This is a genomic window from Streptomyces pacificus (assembly GCF_011766325.1).
Classification (GTDB): Bacteria; Actinomycetota; Actinomycetes; order Streptomycetales; family Streptomycetaceae; genus Streptomyces; species Streptomyces pacificus.
In genome coordinates this window covers 437,036-455,238 of sequence record NZ_BLLG01000002.1, presented here as the reverse complement: position 1 = coordinate 455,238, position 18,203 = coordinate 437,036, and the positions used below count along the sequence as shown (strand labels likewise).

15 protein-coding genes and 2 pseudogenes are annotated in these 18,203 nt (G+C 70.4%); 7 read left to right on the top strand and 10 right to left on the bottom strand.

Annotated elements, in window-relative coordinates; all coding sequences use genetic code 11:
• Nucleotides 1-3: 3 nt before the first annotated feature.
• The 6 genes from SCWH03_RS04860 to SCWH03_RS04835 all read right to left on the bottom strand — a co-directional run bounded on the left by SCWH03_RS04860 (nucleotide 4) and on the right by SCWH03_RS04835 (nucleotide 6,086).
• Complete coding sequence (locus SCWH03_RS04860) at nucleotides 4-1,104, bottom strand: SIS domain-containing protein (RefSeq protein WP_173262271.1); 1,101 nt, start codon at nucleotides 1,102-1,104, stop codon at nucleotides 4-6.
• 70 nt (nucleotides 1,105-1,174) lie between these two features.
• Nucleotides 1,175-1,921 (bottom strand): SDR family NAD(P)-dependent oxidoreductase, encoded by a 747-nt coding sequence (locus tag SCWH03_RS04855; protein ID WP_173262268.1) that lies wholly within the window; start codon nucleotides 1,919-1,921, stop codon nucleotides 1,175-1,177.
• 234 nt (nucleotides 1,922-2,155) lie between these two features.
• Nucleotides 2,156-3,208 (bottom strand): methyltransferase, encoded by a 1,053-nt coding sequence (locus SCWH03_RS04850; protein ID WP_173262263.1) that lies wholly within the window; start codon nucleotides 3,206-3,208, stop codon nucleotides 2,156-2,158.
• A 457-nt stretch (nucleotides 3,209-3,665) separates the two neighbouring features.
• Nucleotides 3,666-4,391 (bottom strand): dienelactone hydrolase family protein, encoded by a 726-nt coding sequence (locus SCWH03_RS04845; RefSeq protein WP_173262260.1) that lies wholly within the window; start codon nucleotides 4,389-4,391, stop codon nucleotides 3,666-3,668.
• A gap of 376 nt (nucleotides 4,392-4,767) precedes the next feature.
• Nucleotides 4,768-5,436 (bottom strand): ATP-dependent Clp protease proteolytic subunit, encoded by a 669-nt coding sequence (locus tag SCWH03_RS04840; RefSeq protein WP_371872609.1) that lies wholly within the window; start codon nucleotides 5,434-5,436, stop codon nucleotides 4,768-4,770.
• A 56-nt stretch (nucleotides 5,437-5,492) separates the two neighbouring features.
• Nucleotides 5,493-6,086 carry an ATP-dependent Clp protease proteolytic subunit gene (locus SCWH03_RS04835; RefSeq protein WP_371872612.1) on the bottom strand — a complete coding sequence of 198 codons (594 nt, stop codon included), beginning with the start codon at nucleotides 6,084-6,086 and terminating at the stop codon, nucleotides 5,493-5,495.
• 518 nt (nucleotides 6,087-6,604) lie between these two features.
• Here SCWH03_RS04835 and SCWH03_RS04830 point away from each other — a divergent pair.
• On the top strand, nucleotides 6,605-7,885 hold the full coding sequence (locus SCWH03_RS04830; RefSeq protein ID WP_308788858.1) for a cytochrome P450 family protein: 1,281 nt from the start codon (nucleotides 6,605-6,607) through the stop codon (nucleotides 7,883-7,885).
• 279 nt (nucleotides 7,886-8,164) lie between these two features.
• Here SCWH03_RS04830 and SCWH03_RS04825 read toward each other — a convergent pair.
• Nucleotides 8,165-8,302 (bottom strand): annotated as a pseudogene (locus SCWH03_RS04825) (undecaprenyl-diphosphatase); the annotation flags it as partial.
• Nucleotides 8,303-9,001: 699 nt separating this feature from the next.
• Between SCWH03_RS04825 and SCWH03_RS04820 the strand changes: the two are divergent.
• Nucleotides 9,002-10,585 carry an ATP-binding protein gene (locus SCWH03_RS04820; protein ID WP_254076561.1) on the top strand — a complete coding sequence of 528 codons (1,584 nt, stop codon included), beginning with the start codon at nucleotides 9,002-9,004 and terminating at the stop codon, nucleotides 10,583-10,585.
• Between the two features lie 13 nt (nucleotides 10,586-10,598).
• On the opposite strand, the gene SCWH03_RS04815 is transcribed toward SCWH03_RS04820, so the two are convergent.
• From SCWH03_RS04815 to SCWH03_RS04805, 3 genes are all read right to left on the bottom strand, one after another.
• Entirely contained in the window at nucleotides 10,599-11,756 is a 1,158-nt protein-coding gene (locus tag SCWH03_RS04815) for an IS701 family transposase (RefSeq protein WP_254076573.1), read from the bottom strand.
• Between the two features lie 282 nt (nucleotides 11,757-12,038).
• On the bottom strand, nucleotides 12,039-12,911 hold the full coding sequence (locus SCWH03_RS04810; RefSeq protein ID WP_173262257.1) for an undecaprenyl-diphosphate phosphatase: 873 nt from the start codon (nucleotides 12,909-12,911) through the stop codon (nucleotides 12,039-12,041).
• A gap of 504 nt (nucleotides 12,912-13,415) precedes the next feature.
• Nucleotides 13,416-14,159 carry a TVP38/TMEM64 family protein gene (locus tag SCWH03_RS04805; protein ID WP_173262558.1) on the bottom strand — a complete coding sequence of 248 codons (744 nt, stop codon included), beginning with the start codon at nucleotides 14,157-14,159 and terminating at the stop codon, nucleotides 13,416-13,418.
• Between the two features lie 92 nt (nucleotides 14,160-14,251).
• Here SCWH03_RS04805 and SCWH03_RS28775 point away from each other — a divergent pair.
• The 5 genes and pseudogenes from SCWH03_RS28775 to SCWH03_RS04780 form a co-directional block, all read left to right on the top strand.
• A pseudogene (locus tag SCWH03_RS28775) lies at nucleotides 14,252-14,467 on the top strand (DNA alkylation repair protein); the annotation flags it as partial.
• Between the two features lie 155 nt (nucleotides 14,468-14,622).
• A complete protein-coding gene (locus SCWH03_RS04795) occupies nucleotides 14,623-14,856 on the top strand; it encodes a hypothetical protein (protein ID WP_173262253.1) in 234 nt (77 codons plus the stop codon).
• Nucleotides 14,857-14,966: 110 nt separating this feature from the next.
• Nucleotides 14,967-16,136 carry an elongation factor Tu gene (tuf, locus tag SCWH03_RS04790; protein WP_173262250.1) on the top strand — a complete coding sequence of 390 codons (1,170 nt, stop codon included), beginning with the start codon at nucleotides 14,967-14,969 and terminating at the stop codon, nucleotides 16,134-16,136.
• A 66-nt stretch (nucleotides 16,137-16,202) separates the two neighbouring features.
• Nucleotides 16,203-17,144, top strand: coding sequence for a patatin-like phospholipase family protein (locus SCWH03_RS04785; RefSeq protein ID WP_173262246.1), 942 nt, complete (start codon nucleotides 16,203-16,205; stop codon nucleotides 17,142-17,144).
• A gap of 209 nt (nucleotides 17,145-17,353) precedes the next feature.
• Entirely contained in the window at nucleotides 17,354-18,199 is an 846-nt protein-coding gene (locus SCWH03_RS04780; RefSeq protein WP_173262243.1) for a spermidine synthase, read from the top strand.
• Nucleotides 18,200-18,203 lie beyond the last annotated feature (4 nt).

Genomic DNA, 18,203 nt, shown 5'->3' with positions numbered 1-18,203 from the left:
AGGTCAGCCGGTGTTCTCCGCCTCGATCGTGGTGCCGTGGTACCAGGGGTTCCCCGCCGCCTCCGAGATGAGGTTCCGGGACGCCGTCTCCCGCGCCTTTCCGAGGTCCAGGACCAGGTACTGGACGAACTCCAGAGCGGTGAAGTACTGGCGAATGAACGTCGGCTGGTCAAGCTCGACCTCGGTCACGGTGACATTCCCGTTCTGCGGGATCGGCGCGGTCAGCAGCGACACCAGGTTCTCGCGCTTGGCGCGGGTGTAGTCGTCCTCTTCCGGGTCGGAGAAGATGAGGATGCTGTGACGGCGGACGGGATCCGACAGCGTGGCCACCTCGCTGTGGCAGAACTCGTGGAAGTAGTTCCGCGTCGCGGGCACCATGGCGATCTCGTTGAAATGCATCTTGGCGAGCTTCAGCAGGCTCTCGTGCCACTTGGGCGAGCCGATCATGATGATGTTGGAGTCCTCGCTCCGGACAGCGGCGTCGGCCGCCAACTCGCGCAGAGCGGGGGTGAAGTCGGTCTCCAGGTCCTGGGCCAGGGCGCGGACCTCCGGACCGTGGTCCTTGTCCAGGAGCCCGAGCTTCAAAAACATGTCGACAAGGATCGAGAAGTACTGGCCGACGTGGAACAGCGGGTACTCGCGGTCCGGCCGGCCCAGGGTCCAGCGCGCGAGGGACACACCGTGCTCCTCCCCGAGCTCGCCGAGCCGGCCACCCGAGGTGAGCAGCAGCACCCGGTGGTGCATCGGGCTCAGCGCGTGAAAGGCCAGGACGGGCTCGTTGGAGTGGCCGCTGTACGAACTCAGGACGATGAGCGTCCGGTCGTCCTCGATCACCGAGCGCGGTATCAGGTACGCGAAATCGTAGTCGTTGAAGACATGGACCTCGAGATCGTTTCTGATCGAGTTGAAGAAGACCCTGATCGCGTCCGACACGATGGCCGAGCAGCCCATGCCGCTGAAGACGATGCGGGTGAAATGACCGCCTCGCATCTTCTTCGCGAGCTCCTCCGACACCCCGGAGATGTCGTACTCGTCCGACTTCGTGAATCCGGATCGGTACTCCTGCTCCAGGAACTCCTGATAGCGTTCGAGGCGCGGTCGCATGAGCTTCTCCTTCTCCGTGGTCCAGTGCGTCGGCGATTGATTCACGAACTCCGCGCGGCGGCCGAGGCGCCTACCACATGAACTGGCCGCCGTCGACGATGAGCTTCTGGCCCGTCACATAGGCTGCTCCCGCGCCCACGAGGAATTCCAGGGCGTCCGCCATCTCCTCCGGGGAGCCGATCCTCCGCTGCGGGATCTCGTCCAGGAGCGCATTCATGTACTCCGGCTCGGCGACGCGGTAGCGAGTCCGCATCTCCTCGGTGTCGATCATCCCCGGAATGAGGCAGTTCACCCGGATGGTGGGGGCCAGCTCCATGGCCAGGCACTTCGTCAGATGGAGCAGCCCCGCCTTGCTCGAACAGTAGTTGGCGCCGTTCAGCCGGGGGCGGATCGCCGTGGTCGCACCGATGTTGACGATGGAACCACCGTCGGCCTCCAGCATGTGCGGTGCAAACGCCCGGGCCATGTAGAAGGGCCCCGACAGATTGGTGTCCAGCACCCGGCGCCAGTCGCTGTCGGATATCCCGAGCACCGGCCGGTCTATGTTCAGTCCGGCGTTGTTGACCAGCACCTGGGGCGTTCCGTGGCCGGCACGTACCCGGTCGGCCAGCCGCGCCACGTCATCCGGATCCGACACGTCGGACCGGATGACCGAGAGGTTCTTCTTCATCTCCTGCGCAGCCCGGTTCGCCGACTCCTCGTCACTGCGGAAGGTCGCGACGACCCGGTATCCCATCCGAGTGAGCCTGCGACTGAGTTCGAGCCCGATCCCCTTGGTTCCACCGGTGACGACGGCCAGTTTGTCAGGCGACTTCATTCATGCTCCGCATCGTGGGTTGCTCGTTGTCTCCCTTGCCGTGGCGACATCGCCGTGGCCGGGGAGGCACCACCCCGCCGCACGGCCGCCGGAACGCCGCCGGGGCTTGCGCCGGCGGGGTCGCGGCAGGGCGCACGGATGGCGACGGACAGGGGCCTGCCGGGAATCGGCCCGATGGCGCGGCGGCACGCCCCCACCGCATACGGCGCCGGATGCCCCGGGCCGGGGGATGACTCAGCCGGCGTCGGGCTTGCGGGCGCGCAGGATGACGTCGAACCGCCCGGGGTACTGCCGGTCCATCGGCTCGAACCCCGCCTCGGTGTACCACTGCTCGAATTCCCGCGGGGTGTAGACGCGGCCGGTGGGCGACGCGATCGTGTGCACATAGGCCGACATGAACGCGGCGTGCTCGGGACCGGTCTCGTCGTCGTCCTGGGCACACGCGACGATCACCAGGTCTCCTCCCGGCCTCAGCGCCCGGTAGGTCTTCGCGAACAGCTCGCGGACCTGCTCCGGCGACCAGATCTCAAGGAACCGGGAGAAGACGACGCAGTCGTGGGAGGTGGGGAACTCCTCCTGCCAGATGTCGGCTCCGACAGCGTGCACGCGGTCGGCGAGACCCGCCTCGGCGATCTGCTCCTCCGCCATCGCCGCCACGTGGGGAAGTTCGAGGATGGTCGCCCGGAGGTTCGGCCAGCGCCGCGCGAAGGCAATGGCGTTCGTTCCGGTGCCGCCGCCGACATCGAGCACGTGCCGGTAGGAGGAGAGGTCCACGGAATTGACGAAGTCCTGCACCACTGAGCGGCTCTGATGCTCCATCATGGCGGTGAAGACCTCTTCGAGGTTCTTGTCCTCACCGAGCAGCTCGTAGAGCGTGGTCGCCGACGAGCCGGCGAGCAGCTCACGGTCCAGCCCCAGGTTGCTGTCCTCCACCAGCGACTCGTGGAGCCAGGCCATCGGGCGGTACAGCATCTCGTGGGTGTAGCGGACGATGACCGGCATGAACTCGTCCGGATCGCCCGCAAGGATGTCGGTCGCTGCGGTGTTGCGGTATCCGCCGTCCTCCTTGCGCACGAGCTCGAAGGTGCTGCACCCCAGGAGCAGCACATGACCCGCACGTTCCTCCAACCCCAGTGCCCGGGTTATCTCTTCGCGCGTGATGCCTGGCCGCTCCCTGAGCAGGGCGAACAACTTCAGCCGCAGCGCGGCGTGCAGGAAGGGGAACCGGAAGCTGGTGTACACCAGCTTCCACAGTTCGTCAAGGGCGGTCGCCGACGGTTGGGTCATGATGATCTCCTTCACGGTGCTACGAGTCTCGGGCGGGCAGCCCTCGACTGTGTCGTGGCGAAATCAGGCAACGTCCGGTGGTACCGAGGGGCAGCACAGAGGCAGACAGGGCGAGCGGGACCCCCGCGGCATGCCGCATCCCGCTCCGGGGACGCGGCGCCAAGCAGGCAGGGCTAGAGGGTCGCCTTCACCTGCGTCGTCGAACGTTCCTCCCCGTTGACGCGTCCTGGCCGCATGGTGAATCCGTTCAGGCCGCGATGCACTACGAGGCAACACCAAACCCGAGAGCCACACAAGACCGTTCACATCCCTACCCCGCCCGTTGATGGCGTGAATCGATCATTTCAGCTTCTGCGTGCCTTTATCTTTGGCTGAAAGAGCCCCCAACCTTGTTCTCAGCCTCAGCCTCAGCCTCAGCGGTCAAGGGACCGGAATTCGCCTCCGGGGGGAGCAGGGATCACTTCGCCACGGGCAGACACTCGTCGAGCAGACCGACGACATCACTCCAGGCACGTCGCGCGTGCACAGGGTGGTGGCCCACTCCGGGGCGCACGCGCTGGTTCACCGGGGGGTGGTGGAAGGCGTGCAAGGCACCGCCGTAGACCACGAGACGCCAGTCGACTCCCGCGGCCAGTATTTCGGCGGCGAAGGCGTCCCGCTGCGCGGGCGGCATGATGGGATCCTCCGATCCGACCCCCGCCCACACAGGACAGCGGATGCGCGCCGCCTCACCCGGCCGGCCCGTGGTCAGGCCGTTGACGGTCCCGATCGCACGCAGGTCGGCACCGTCGCGCCCGAGTTCCAGCCCGATGGCGCCCCCGGTGCCGTAGCCGATGACGGCGATCCGGCCGGGGTCGGCCCGCGGTTCGGCACGCAGCACGTCGAGCGCCGCGTGACCGATCTCCCGCATCCGGTCGGGATCCGCGAGCAGCGGCATGACCCGGGCCATCATCTCCTCGGGGTCGGTGAACCACCGTCCGCCGTGGATGTCGAAGGCGAACGCCACGTACCCCATGTCGGCCAGGGCGTCGGCTCTGCCGCGCTGGAAGTCGTTCAGTCCGGTCCCCTCGGGCCCGATCAGGACTGCGGGCCGCCGGTCCGCGCCGGCCGGGAGTGCCAGGTGCCCGACCATCGTCAGACCGTCGGCCGGGTAGGCGACCGAGCGTGTGGTAACCGTGGTCATGGGAGCGCACTGTAGCGACTCCGGGTGAGGACGACCGGAGCGACAGAACCGACCGCACCCCCCACGATCTCGCTGACGTGCGACGACGGCCGCCGGGTCGCCGGTCGCGGTTTCGGCGGATCACCGGTATGGCCCAAGGGCGGCCGGCGGCCTCGGCAGCCGCCGGCATCACGACGCTCCGCGTCCTGCGCCGGCAGCCTCGACGACTGCGGGACATCGGAGAGGTCCGTCCGGCACGATGGCCGTCGTCGGCGCGATCGTGAAGTTCACCGACGACGGCCGTCCGGGGCCGGGCCCGGCATGCGCGGTTCCGCCCGTACCCGGAGGACGCCGGGAGGAGGGGCGGAACCGGCTCAGGACGCCGCGCTCCGCTGCGTCAACGCACACCCGCGATGGTGCGGGGAGTGACCACCTGGTCGACGAGTCCGAACTGCAGCGCCTGATCCGCGGTGAGGACGTGGGCCCGGTCGACGTCCTTGCTGATCTGCTCGACGTCACGGCCGGTGTGCTTGGCGAGGAGCTGTTCGATCAGCTCCCGCTGGCGCTGGACCTCGCGGCCCTGGATCTCCAGGTCGGACACCTGGCCCTGGGTGCCGTCGCTGTGCGGCTGCTGGAGGAGGATCCGGGCGCTCGGCAGGGCCAGACGCTTCCCCGGAGTACCCGCCGCGAGGATCACCGCCGCCACCGAATTGGCCTGCCCGAGACATACCGTCTGGATATCGGGACGCACGAACTGCATGGTGTCGTAGACGGCAGTGAGCGGAGTGAGGTCACCGCCGGGCGAATTGATGTAGAGGGATATGTCCCGTTCCGGGTCCTGCGACTCGAGGCACAGGAGCTGGGCCATGATGTCGTTCGCCACGACGTCGTCGACCGCGGTGCCGAGGAAGATGACGCGTTCCTCGAAGAGCTTCGCGTAGGGATCGTATTCCCTGGTGCCCTGCGACGTACGTTCCACGAAACGCGGTACGACATAACGGCTTTCCGGACGCGCGTGACCGTACCCGAACGGCGGTGAGGCTGATGCGGGCGGAGAAATGCTCACTGGGTGTGGTCCTCCCGAGGTGGATGGATTGCCGGGCCCTTGAGGGGCGGGGAGGACTAGCCGATAGCGCCGAGGCCCGGGTGATCCACCGTCATGACCTCGTCGATCAGGCCGTATTCCTTGGCCTCCTGGGCGGTGAACCAGCGGTCCCGGTCGGAGTCACGGGTGATCGTCTCGGTGTCCTGGCCGGAGTGCTGCGCGATGAGCTCGGCCATTTCCCGCTTGGTGCGGACCAGCTGGTCCACGTAGATCTTGATGTCCGAGGCCGAGCCGGCGAATCCGGCCGAGGGCTGGTGCATCAGGATCTTGGTGTGCGGCAGTGCGAACCGCTTTCCCTTCGTGCCGGCGGTGAGAAGGAACTGGCCCATGGAAGCGCAGAATCCCATCGCGATGGTCACGACATCGTTCTTGATGTACTGCATGGTGTCGTAGACCGCCATGCCGGCGGTGACCGAGCCGCCCGGTGAGTGGATGTACAAGTAGATGTCACGGACCGGATCCGTGGCGAGCATCAGCATCTGCGCGGTGATGCGGTTGGCGATGTCGTCGTCGACTTCCTTGCCGAGGAAGATGATGCGGTCCTCGAGAAGGCGGTTGTACACCGCATCCACGCTGACTCCATCACCGGCACCGCCGCGGGCATGGGGCATCATCTGGCTTGCTTCGAGAGGAAACTGCCGAGAGCTCATGCGATTCCACTCCTCTGTCGTTGCGTGTCCGCTAAAGGGTCTGGACCGAGTCCACTCGACTGCTGTCCACCCAATGGGAGACGGAAGCAGCAACCCGCTCGCCCCCTCACGCCTATCGAAGCTAACACGCACTCAGCCGCTCTCCAGGGGGAGTTGGGAGGTCGTTCGCTCAGAGCGGAGGGTGTGACTGATTTCAATTGGCCTGAAATCGCCTGGACATCGCAGCCTCGGGCTCCCAAGGGGGATGGAGCTGGGATGCTGGCTGAAAAGGGTGCATAGGAGAGTAATCGACGCTTGAATCCGGCCAGGCGCAAAACGGTCGCTCGCCCCCCTGGGGGCAGCGCGGACGGCCGGACGCAGGAAAGGCCGGAAGAGTGGCCGGTTGTGCGGGTGTTGGCCCCGGATTAGAGTGACCGGCCGTGCCCGGAGTGGTCGGCGGGGGGCCGGTTGACCCGGGCCTGAGGGAAAGGAATTCCGTCGTGGCCAAGACCGAGAAATCCGCCGCCGATCCCGCCGCATCCGACAAAACCGGCAGTCCCGTCGACCCCGAAGGCATCCCCGAAGACATCGAGGTACTCGCCTCGCTCAGCCCCGACTTCGTCGCCGACCCGTACACCGCCTTCCGCCGGCTGCGCGAGCGCGGTCCGGTGCACCGGGTCCTGGGGCCCGACCGGGGGGTGGTGTGGCTCGTGGTCGGCTACGAGGCCGCGCGCGAGGCCTTCGTCTCCCCGCGCCTCAGCCGGGACTGGCATCGCGAGTACCGGCAGCCCGGCTGGACCCCGCCGTACGCCCTGAACATGCTCGGCAATGCCAACATGCTGATGAGCGACCCGCCTCACCACACCCGGCTGCGGAAGCTGGTGGCGCAGGAGTTCACGGCCCGGCGGGTCGAGGGGATGCGCAGGCGCGTCCAGGAGATCACCGACGAGCTGCTGGACGGGATGACGAAGGACGGAGCCCGCAGCGCCGACCTCATCGAGGCGTTCGCCTCCCCACTCCCGATGATCGTCATCTCCGAACTGCTCGGCGTCCCCGACCTGGACCGCGCCGCCTTCCACGCCTGGTCCAACGAGACCCTCGCGCCCACCAGCCCCGAGGCGGAGAGGGAGGCGTACGAGCAGATCATGCCGTACCTCGCCGGGCTCATCGCCGACAAGCGCGAGAACCCCGGGGAGGACCTCCTCAGCGCCCTCGTCCACACGGCTGACGAGGGCGGCGACCGGCTCACCGGGGACGAGCTGGTCTCGCTGGCCTTCCTGCTGCTCGTCGCCGGGCACGAGACGACGGTCAACCTGCTCGGCAACGCGGTGCGCGCCCTCTTCGCCCACCCCGGGCAGCTGGCGGCCGTACGGGCCGATCCGGCGGGGCTGGCGGCGGGGCTGGTGGAGGAGACCCTGCGCTACGACGGGCCGGTCGTGACCACCACGCCGCGCATCGCCCTCGAGGAGACCGAGATCGCCGGCGTACGGGTGCCGCGCGGTGCCATCGTGCTGATCGCCATGGCCGCCGCGGACCACGACCCGGAGCGCTTCCCCGACCCGGAGCACTTCGACGTCCGGCGCGGCGACGCCCGGAGCAATGTCTCCTTCGGGCACGGCGTCCACTTCTGCCTGGGCGCCCCGCTCGCCCGCCTCGAGGGCGAGGTGGCGCTGCGCACACTGCTGGAGCGCTGCCCGGAGCTGGCGGAGGACGGAGAGCCGGGCGAGTGGCTCCCGGGGATGCTGATCCGCGGGAGGCGCACCCTGCCGGTGCGCTGGTGACACACCGGACGCGGCCAGCGGTATCGACCGGGTTCGCGCCGCGCCCGGCGAGGACAAGAGCACGTGCTGCGGGGGCCGCTGCGACCCCCGCGGAACTGTTCGCCTTCGTCCTCGCGGGGCCGTGAGGCGGCTCGCAGCCCGTGAAGCCGCGCCCCCGGGCGTCCGGCGGGGAGTCAGGGCCCGCCTCCCCGGTGGGAGACAAATGGGAGATGATCATGGCGTGATGCTGCAGTCAGGCGCGAGGAAGTGCCGGACGACGCTCTCTGCGCTGCCCGGGTTTCAGCCGCCGGACTCACCCGCGTGCGGGCTCAGCACGTCGGTGCCGACCAGGACGAAGATCACGATGCCGAGGATGATCCGGTAGACCACGAAGGGCATGAAGCTCCGGGTGGTGATGAACTTCATGAACGAAACTATGTCGACGTGTCCTGAGCGGCTTTGACCTGCTGTTTTCCACCAACTTTCAAGATCGAATGGTAGAGCAGTGGGAGATGGCGCTTTCCAGTGCTCTACCTCGCCGACCACGAACGGCGCAGCCACCTGCTTTGCAGGGAATCGGCAATCTCCTGCTCCAGCGTCAGGGCAACGTGCGAGTAGAGGCCTTCCACGCCGGCGACCTCGTGGCCCATGCGGGTCTCCACGGCGATGCGACTGTGTCGATCTTCATCCAGCCACTCCTTGCCGCCGTGACGAAGCAGGTACAGCCGCTTTCCGGGCGTTCGGGGTCGCGGGGGACCGGCCCCTGACCCGCGGCCAAAATGTCCAACAAGGCACTGGCCGCAGTGCGCGCCTCGGTCGCTCACCAGCACGGGTGAGATTTTCGGCAAGGGCAGGATGCATGAGGCCGACTGGGACGACAACGGTGCCCCGGATGAGCTGATCGGCACGCGAAGAGCTGTGCGCCGCGGTGACCTGCATGCCCTGGCGGTCGCCGGAGGCGCTCCAGCGGTCACTGGACCCCAGCGGGCGCTGGCCGCGTTTCTGCGTCTGCCCGCCGGGTGATCTCCGCACCGGGGCACCGCTGCTCTGGCACTCGTGCCCGTACGGGGCTGTGCAGCCGGTGGTCGGGTGCACGGTCGCCTCAGGTTGTCCGTGCCGTCGGCTAGCGTGCGAGGTATGCGCTACTTCAATACGGCCGGGCCGTGCGTCCCCACGCGTCACTACATGGTGCCGGCCCAGGAGCGGCTGCCCAGGGCCCGCGGGTACATCGAGCAGGGCCAGTACTTCGTGGTGCACGCGCCACGGCAGACCGGGAAGACGACGGTGCTGGCGGCGATGGCCCGGGAACTGACGGCCTCGGGCCGGTACGCGGCGCTGCACTTCTCGTGCGAGAGCGCGGAGGTGGCCGGGGAGGACTACGGCCAGGCCGAGCTGCTGGTGCTGGAGGCGATTCGGCGGTCCGCGGAGTCCGCTGGGCTTCCTGATGAGCTCGCGCCCCCCGCCTCCTGGCCCGACGCGGTGCCCGGGTCCCGGCTCACGCGGGGGCTGACTGAGTGGGTGCGGAACTGTCCGCGTCCGCTGGTGCTGTTCTTCGACGAGATTGACGCGCTGCGGGGGGAGAGCCTGCGCAGTGTGCTGCGCCAGTTGCGCGATGGCTTCACTGTCAGCCGTGTCGGCTTCCCGCATGCGGTGGTGCTGTCCGGGCTGCGGGATGTGCGTGACTACAAGGCGGCCTCGGGCGGGGATCCGGGGCGCCTTGGTACGTCGAGTCCGTTCAACATCAAGGTGGCGTCGCTGCGGTTGGGCGACTTCGCCGAGGCCGAGGTCGCCGAGCTGTACGGGCAGCACACCACGGAGACGGGCCAGGATTTCACGGTGGATGCGCTGGAGCGTGCCTTCGGCTTTACCCAGGGACAGCCGTGGCTGGTCAACGCGCTGGCCCGGGAGGTCGTCGAGGAGATGGGGGTGCCGTCGGACACGCCGATCACGGCCGAGCACATGGAGGAGGCGAAGGAGCGGCTGATCCTGGCGCGTGCGACGCATCTGGACTCGCTGGCCGCCAGGTTGGGCGAGGACCGGGTGCGGCGGGTGATCCAGCCGGTGATCGCGGGCGAGCTGCTCCTGCAGACGGACACGTACGACGACGATCTGGCGTACGTGCGCGACCTGGGGCTGGTCGCTCCGGACGCGCCGGTGCGGGTGGCCAATCCGATCTACCAGGAGGTCATTGTCCGGGTCCTGGGAAACAACACGGAGGGCCAGGTCGTCGCCGCCCCGAGCAGCTTCCGGCTGCCGGACGGCCGGATCGACATGGACAAGCTGCTGTGCTCCTTCGCCGAGTTCTGGCGGGAGAACGGCGAGATCCTGGCCACCGCCTCGACCTACCCGGAGGCCGCAGCACAGCTGGTGACGATGGCCTACCTGCACCGGATCGTGAACGGGGCGGGTTTCATCGACCGGGAGTACGGGGTCGGCCGGCGGCGCGTGGACCTGCTGATTCGCCAGCCGTACACCGCTGCCGACGGTTCGCGGGCGGTGCAGCGCGAGGCGCTGGAGCTGAAGGTGTGGCGCCAGGGCCGCACAGACCCCCTCGCCGAGGGGCTGGCACAGTTGGACGACTACCTGGACCGCATGGAGCTGTCCACGGGCACCCTCGTCGTCTTCGACACCCGCCCGCAGGCAGCTCCGGTCCACGAGCGCACCGCCTTCTCGCAGCAGACCACGCCCTCCGGGCGCACCGTCACCCTGCTGCGCGCCTGACGGCCGGGAGACCTCAGCCAGGAGCGCCCCCCGGATCTTCCTCCCGTGGCTGTGTTCCCGGAGCAGCACGGGTTCGGTGCGGGAGCTGGAGGGGCTCGGCCAGGGCCTTGGGTCGGTGTGCGTGTTCGTCGGCGCGGACGACGGCCAGGAAGGCGTGGGCCGGCATCGCGAGGGTGACCCAGCGGGCCCACGAGGGGTAGCGGCGGACCTGGTGCTCATCCAGCCCGGCCAGTCCCTTTTCACTCTGGAAGGTCTCCTCCACCCGCCATCTGGAACCTGCGACCCTGACCAGGGTGGCCAGGGATGCCGGCGTGGTGGAGTGACAGCGGTAGTGGGCGAGTTCACCGGTGCTGCGGTTGCGGCGGATCAGCAGCTGGTGGCGGCCGGGGGCCGGCTCGGCGAGGTCGATGACGGCCCAGTCGTAGAACCGCTGCCCCTTCGCGCCGCGTCCGGCCGAGAGCTTCTGCCAGGCCCGCTTCGGCACCTTCGCCGCCAGGGCATCCGCGCGGAACTTGCCTGCTCCGGTGGGCACTTCGGCTGAGCAGGCCACCGCGAGGACGTAGCCGGTGCCGCGTTCCTGCAGAGCCGTACGGAGTTTCGGGTTGCCGCCGTAGACCTCGTCGCCGGTGACCCAGCCGACGTGGTGTCCGGCGTCCAGGAACCGTTCGATCATCGTGCGGGCCAGGTCCGGCTTGGTCGCGAAGGCGGTGTCCTCGCCGAGGCCGGCGGCCCGGCAGCGGTCCGGGTCGCATGTCCAGGAGCGCGGGATGTGCAGTTCCCGGTCCACCGCCGCGTGCCCGCGTATCCCGGCGTAGACCGGGTAGACCGCTGCCTGGGAGTTCTCGATCCGTCCGGCCGTTCCGGTGTACTGGCGCTGGACCCCGACCGTGCGGGTGCCCTTCTTCACGTCGCCGGTCTCGTCGACCACCAGGACCGCGGCCTCGTCATGGAGGTGCTCGACGACGTATTCGCGCACGTCGTCACGGACGCCATCGGCATCCCAGGAGGCCCGGGACAGTAGATGCTGCATGCCGTGCGGGGCGGCCTCCCCGGCCCACTCCGCGATCGTCCAGCAGTTCTTGCGCGGCAGGTCCGACAGCAGGCCCAGTACCAGCCGCCCGGCCCGCAGCCGGGGTTCGACCCGGGTGAACCGGCCCGCGATCCGGCCCATGGCCACCTCGAACGCCTCCCGCCAACGGACGGGATCTATGCTGTGACCTGCGGCCACCGTCTCATCGTTACTCCACACAAGTCACGATGATCAACGGTGGCCGCACCCGTCTCCGCACCGGCCCCGACCAGCAAGATCACGAACTACAGCTGGAGTACTAGGGGGAGTGCGTCCCGGCTCCCCGGTGGGAGATGGGTGGGAGACAAGTGGGAGATGATCATGGCGTGGTGCTGCAATCAGGTGCTAGGAAATGCTCGATAGCGCTACCTGTACGGCCCTGGTTCAGCCGCCGGATTCGCCCGCGTGCGGGCTCAGGACACCTGCTCCCACCAGCACGAACAGCAGGATGCCGAGTGCGATGCGGTACCAGACGAACGGCATGAAGCTCTTGGTCGTGATGAACTTCATGAACCAGGCGATGACCGCGTAGCCGACGGCGAAGGCGACGACCGTGGCGAAGACGGTCGGCCCCCAGGACACATGCCCCTCGCCCGCCTCCCTGAGTTCGAAGACGCCCGAGGCGAGCACGGCGGGGATCGCCAGCAGGAACGAGTAGCGGGCCGCCGCCTCGCGGGTGTAACCCATCAGCAGACCGCCGCTGATCGTGGCGCCGGACCGGGAGACGCCCGGGATCAGGGCCATCGCCTGGCACATACCGAAGATCAGGCCGTCCTTGACGGACAGGTCCCGCAGCGACTTCCGCTCCCGCACCACGCGGTGCTTGCCGCCCGTCTCGTCGCGGGCCGCCATACGGTCCGCCACACCGAGGACGATGCCCATGACGATGAGCATGGTGGCGGTCAGGCGCAGATCTCGGAACGGACCCTCGATCTGGTCCTTGAGAGTGAGGCCGAGCACCCCGATCGGGATCGATCCGACGATCACCAGCCAGCCCATCTGGGCGTCGTGGTCCCGCCGCATCGCCTTGTCCGTCAGCGACCGGAACCAGGCGCTGAGGATGCGGGCGATGTCCTTGCGGAAGTAGATGAGGACGGCCGCCTCGGTGCCGATCTGGGTGATCGCGGTGAACGCCGCGCCAGGGTCTTGCCAGCCGGCGAAGGCGGCGGTCAGGCGCAGATGCGCGCTGGAGGAGATGGGGAGGAACTCCGTCAGCCCCTGGACGAGCCCGAGGATGAGTGATTCGAACCACGACATGAAAGCTAAGCCGTCCAAGCACTGGTCAGGTCGGAACGTACGGTACGGGCCGCGATCATGCGCCCATCGCGTGGCAGCGTAGCGGCAGCGGGTTACGGGGCGGAGGGCGGGTTGCTTCGGCGGGGGCCGCGCGCGTGCGGGAGCCGTCGGGGAGCTGCACCGGAGTGGTTCCGCAGGGGTTTCGGAGCTGCACTCATGCCGCCCTGAGCGGCTCTCCGGCCGGCCGCTGACCGGCTCCGGGGCGTATCCGAACCGTCCGGGGACCGAGCGGCGCCGGCTGCGCGGGTGCGGATCCGCGCAGACCGTCCGGAGCGAGGGGCAGGCGGGTGACGGCGGGCGCAGCGGCCCGGGAGGACCGCGCTGTCGGTGCGCGCCACCGGGGCGGTGCGGGCGGGCCGCGGGGTTGCGGTGCCCGGTGCCCGCCGCGGAGGACCCGGTGCAACCCCGGCCCGGCCCCGTTGCCCCTTTGCCCTTTTGCCCCACGATGCCGGCCGTCCACGCCGTTCAGGCGCCGCGGGTGAGCCGGTGGCGCTTGCACCAGGCGACAGCGGCCCCGAACAGCGCCGAGACGGCGATAAAGCCCGCCGAGGCGAGGAAGACGGGCGATGTCGGCGAGGCCGCGCTGCTCCCGGCGAACACGTACGCCGCGGTGTTCGGGACCGAGCCGAGGCCGGTGCCCAGCAGGAAGGGGAGGTAACCCATCCGGGACACCGCCGCGCAGTAGTTGGAGGCGGCGAACGGGATGCCGGGAAAGAGCCGCAAGGCGAGCACCGACCGGAACCCGTGCCGGCTCAACTGACCGTCCGCAGCCTTGAGCCAGCGTCCGCGGAGCAGTGGGCGCAGCGCCTCCCGGCCCAGGTGCCGCCCCAGAGCGAAGGAGAGTCCCGCGCCCAGCACGGTGCCCGCGATCGCCGCGGCCAGACCCGCGTGCGAACCGAAGAGCGCGCCGGCCGCCAGGTTCAGCAGGGGACGCGGCACGAAGGCCGCGGTGCACAGCCCGTACGCCACGGCGAAGAGCGCGACGGCCGTCGCGCCGCCGACCTGCGGCGGCCAGCCCGCCGACAGCAGCCGCTGCGGCTCGTACACCACCACCGCCGACGCTGCGGACGCCAGGACGGCGACGAGCAGGGCCAGGCGGGACCGGGGGGAGAGGAGGACGCGGCCGGCGCGGAGGGCGAGGCCGTCGCGCCGCCCGGCGACGGAAGAGACGACGGGAGCGGTGAGGGCGACGGAGGCGGTGACGGGCATCGGGGCAGGGGCTGTGTCGTGCCCGGGGACAGGCACGGGGACGGGCACGGCGGCGGGGACGGGCATCCGGGGAGGCTAGCCGACCGCGCCATGTGATCGCCGTAAGGTGCGGCACGTCACGCACCCCGTACCGGTGGTGGTACGGGCGGCCCTGCTCCACCGGCCGCGCCGCAGGGGAGACCACGGAGGCGCACCGGCTCTTCCGGCACTGCCCTCGCCGGTCCGCACACCCGGACGTCTTCCCCCGCAAGGCGACCGGCTGGAGCCTGCGCGAGGACGCCGGGACCGACCCGGGGACCGTGCGGGGCTTCGTCGAGCCGGGCCCGGGACCGGCTTCGCGCCGTCGCCGGTACGGGAAGCGCCGCAGCACCCCTGAGGCGGGCGGTCCCCCCGGCCGATGCCGTCGCCCCCGGCCCGCGGAAAACCAGTCGACGTCCGCACCCGCGTCGGCGAGTATCGACGCATGTTCCGGCACGCCTTCCCCGCAGCGCCGTCCGCAGTCGCGGACGCGCCGAAGGCTGCCCGCTTCCTCCCCGCCCTCGTGGCCGTCTCCGTCCTCACGGCCCTCACGGCCCTCACGGCTCCCACGGCGTTCGCGGCGTTCGCGGCGTTGCCCATGGGCGTCGCCGAGGCGACGGCCGTGGCAGCCGCCGCCCCGGCTGCCGCGGCGGTGCTCGCCGACGGCGCCCGAAGCTGACCCTCCCCGGATCGTCCGGCAGACCCCGCAGGGGGAGGGTCGGTACGGCCCAGGGGTCCCCTCCGCGACCGGAGTCACCTTTCGAGTTCCGGGAAGGAACTGACACAGCCATGCCCAAGACGGCATACGTGCGCACCAAGCCGCACCTCAACATCGGCACCATGGGCCATGTCGACCACGGCAAGACCACTCTGACCGCGGCCATCACCAAGGTCCTCAGCGAGCGCGGGACCGGCACCTTCGTGCCCTTCGACAGGATCGACCGCGCGCCCGAGGAGGCCGCCCGCGGCATCACCATCAACATCGCGCACGTGGAGTACGAGACCGACACCCGCCACTACGCCCACATCGACATGCCCGGGCACGCCGACTACGTCAAGAACATGGTGACCGGGGCGGCCCAGCTCGACGGGGCGATCCTCGTGGTCTCCGCGCTGGACGGGATCATGCCGCAGACCGCCGAGCACGTCCTGCTGGCCCGCCAGGTCGGCGTCGACCACATCGTCGTGGCTCTCAACAAGGCCGACGCGGGCGACCCCGAGCTGACGGACCTCGTCGAGCTCGAGGTGCGCGAGCTGCTCACCGCGCACGGATACGGCGGGGACTCGGTGCCGGTCGTGCGGGTCTCCGGCCTCCGGGCGCTCGAGGGCGACCCGCGCTGGACGGCCGCCGTGGAGGCCCTGCTGGACGCCGTCGACACCTATGTGCCGATGCCGGTGCGGTACACGGACGCGCCGTTCCTCCTCCCGGTGGAGAACGTCCTCAGCATCACCGGCCGGGGCACGGTCGTCACCGGAGCGGTCGAGCGGGGCACCGTACGCGTCGGCGACCGGGTGGAGCTGCTCGGGTCCGGCACGACCACGGTCGTCACCGGTCTGGAGACGTTCGGCAAGCCGATGGACTCCGCCGAGGCCGGGGACAACGTGGCCCTGCTGCTGCGGGGCGTGCCGCGCGACGCGGTCCGCCGCGGCCATGTGGTGGCCGCGCCCGGCAGTGTGACGCCGAGTCGCCGGTTCACCGCCCGGGTGTATGTGCTCTCCAGCCGTGAAGGAGGACGGACCACGGCGATCAGCACCGGCTACCGGCCGCAGTTCTACATCCGGACGGCGGACGTCGTCGGGGACGTGGACCTGGGCGAGGCGGCGGTCGCCCGGCCCGGCGACACGGTCCACATGACGGTCGAACTGGGCCGGGACGTGCCGTTGGAGCCCGGGCTCGGCTTCGCGATCCGCGAGGGCGGCCGGACCGTGGGAGCGGGTACCGTCACCGCCCTGGTCTGAGTCGCGGGTTCCGCCGCCCGCCGTGGGCGGGCGGCGGAACGGCCCCGGGGACGTCACACTGCAGGCATGGCGGACAGGGATCGCCCGGGCGCTGACACGGGCGCTGACACGGGTGCTGACACGGGAACGGACGGACCCGGGTGCGGGTGCGGGCCGTCGGAGCAGGGGAGGACCGCCCTGGTGCTCGGGGGCGGGGGACTCGCCGGTATCGGCTGGGAGGTGGGCATTCTGCACGGCCTCGCCGAGGCCGGGGCGGACGTCTCAGGGGCCGATCTGATCGTCGGCACGTCGGCGGGGTCCGTGGTCGGCGCCCAGCTCTCGTCAGGGCTGCTCACCCTTCCGGAGCTGTATGAGCGTCAGCTCGCGGATCCCGAGGGCGAGGTGCCCGCCGGAATGGGTCCCACCGTGCTCGCGCGCTACGTCTGGGGGGTGCTCCGCTCCCGTGACGCCGAGGCGTACGGCGCGCGCATGGGGCGCCTGGCGCTGTCCGCCCGCACCGAACCGGAGGAGGCCCGCCGTGCCGTCTTCGCCGCGCGGCTCCTCACCCACGAATGGCCGCAGGCGCGCCGCCTCGTCGTCACCGCGGTGGACGCGCTCACGGGACGGTTCCACGCGTTCGACCGGAGCAGCGGGGTGGAGCTGCTCGACGCCGTCGGCGCCAGTTGCGCCGTACCCGGAGTCTGGCCGCCCGTCACCATCGGCGGGCGCCGCTTCATCGACGGCGGGGTGCGCTCGTCCACGAACGCGGACCTCGCGACCGGGCACGGCACCGTCGTCATCGTCGCGCCCCTCTCGGTCGGCGGGGGACCCGTGCCGTCGGCGCGCGCCCAGGCGTCCCGCCTCGCCGCCACCGGGACCCGGGTCGTGCTGATCACCCCGGACCGTGCCGCCAGGAGGGCGTTCGGGCGCAATGTCCTCGACCCCGCGCGCCGGGCGCCCTCCGCCCGCGCCGGACGCGCCCAGGCGGTCGCCCACGCGGACGCGGTACGGGCGGCACTGCCGGTCTGAGCCCGGAACCCCGTCGGCGGACCCGGTCCCGGGCCGGACCCGGAACCCCGTCGGCGGACCCGGTCCCGGGCCGGCTCCGCCGCGGTCTCGCCCTGGTCCCGGCCCGGCCCCGCCGCCCCCGGCCCGGCCCCGCCGCCCCCGGCCCGGCCCCGCCGCCCCCGGCATCCCCCGCCGTTCGCACGCTCGCCGAGAGGCGGACAATGGGCAGGGTGGACGAACCGATTCCCGTCGAGCGCGCCGTGGACCACGGAACCGCCAGGCTGCTGCCGGACATCGACCGCCCCCGGGCCTGGCTGCTCACCGTGGAGGGAGCGCCGCAGTCCTACGTCGACCTGGACGACCCCACGCACCTGGAGTTCGAGTACGCCCGGCGTCTTGCTCACGTCCTCGACGGCAGGGCGGGGGAGAGCACACCGCTCGATGTCGTGCACCTCGGCGGCGGGGCCCTCACCCTGCCCCGCTACGTCGCGGCCACCCGTCCCGGCTCACGGCAGGACGTGGTGGAGGCGGACCGCGGCCTGCTGTCACTCGTCGCCGAGCGGCTGCCGCTGCCGTCCGGCTCGGGGATAGCCGTGCACGCGGCGGACGCGCGCACGTGGCTCGAGCGGGCGCCCGAGGACTCGGCCGATGTGCTGATCGCCGACGTCTTCGGAGGCTCGCGCGTCCCCGCGCACCTCACCTCGGGGGAGTTCGCCGGGGCCGCAGACCGTGTCCTGCGCCCCGGCGGCGTGTACGCGGCGAACCTCGCCGACAGCGCCCCTTTCGCTTTCCTCCGCTCGCAACTGGCCACCTTCGCGACCGTGTTCCCGGAGCTCGCTCTGATCGCCGAGCCGGGAGTGCTGCGGGGACGCCGCTTCGGCAACGCCGTTCTGCTGGCCTCGCATGCGCCGATCGACGCCGTCGGCCTGGCCCGCCGGACGGCGTCCGACGTCTTCCCGGCCCGGGTGGAGTACGGCGACGGCCTGCGGCGCTTCGTCGGCGACGCCCGGCCCGTGGGCGACGAGGACGCGACCGGGTCCCCCGAGCCGCCGGACGGGTCGTTCGGCATCGGCTGACCGG

Excerpts from the sequence above, each read along its gene's own strand:
- SCWH03_RS04850 (WP_173262263.1), bottom strand. The coding sequence starts at position 3,208 with ATGACCCAACCGTCGGCGACCGCCCTTGACGAACTGTGGAAGCTGGTG.
- SCWH03_RS04785 (WP_173262246.1), top strand. The coding sequence starts at position 16,203 with ATGGCGGACAGGGATCGCCCGGGCGCTGACACGGGCGCTGACACGGGT.
- tuf (WP_173262250.1), top strand. The coding sequence starts at position 14,967 with ATGCCCAAGACGGCATACGTGCGCACCAAGCCGCACCTCAACATCGGC.
- SCWH03_RS04845 (WP_173262260.1), bottom strand. The coding sequence starts at position 4,391 with ATGACCACGGTTACCACACGCTCGGTCGCCTACCCGGCCGACGGTCTG.
- SCWH03_RS04855 (WP_173262268.1), bottom strand. The coding sequence starts at position 1,921 with ATGAAGTCGCCTGACAAACTGGCCGTCGTCACCGGTGGAACCAAGGGG.
- SCWH03_RS04810 (WP_173262257.1), bottom strand. The coding sequence starts at position 12,911 with ATGTCGTGGTTCGAATCACTCATCCTCGGGCTCGTCCAGGGGCTGACG.
- SCWH03_RS04820 (WP_254076561.1), top strand. The coding sequence starts at position 9,002 with ATGCGCTACTTCAATACGGCCGGGCCGTGCGTCCCCACGCGTCACTAC.
- SCWH03_RS04815 (WP_254076573.1), bottom strand. The coding sequence starts at position 11,756 with ATGGGCCGGATCGCGGGCCGGTTCACCCGGGTCGAACCCCGGCTGCGG.
- SCWH03_RS04805 (WP_173262558.1), bottom strand. The coding sequence starts at position 14,159 with ATGCCCGTCACCGCCTCCGTCGCCCTCACCGCTCCCGTCGTCTCTTCC.
- SCWH03_RS04860 (WP_173262271.1), bottom strand. The coding sequence starts at position 1,104 with ATGCGACCGCGCCTCGAACGCTATCAGGAGTTCCTGGAGCAGGAGTAC.
- SCWH03_RS04795 (WP_173262253.1), top strand. The coding sequence starts at position 14,623 with ATGTTCCGGCACGCCTTCCCCGCAGCGCCGTCCGCAGTCGCGGACGCG.
- SCWH03_RS04835 (WP_371872612.1), bottom strand. The coding sequence starts at position 6,086 with ATGCCCCATGCCCGCGGCGGTGCCGGTGATGGAGTCAGCGTGGATGCG.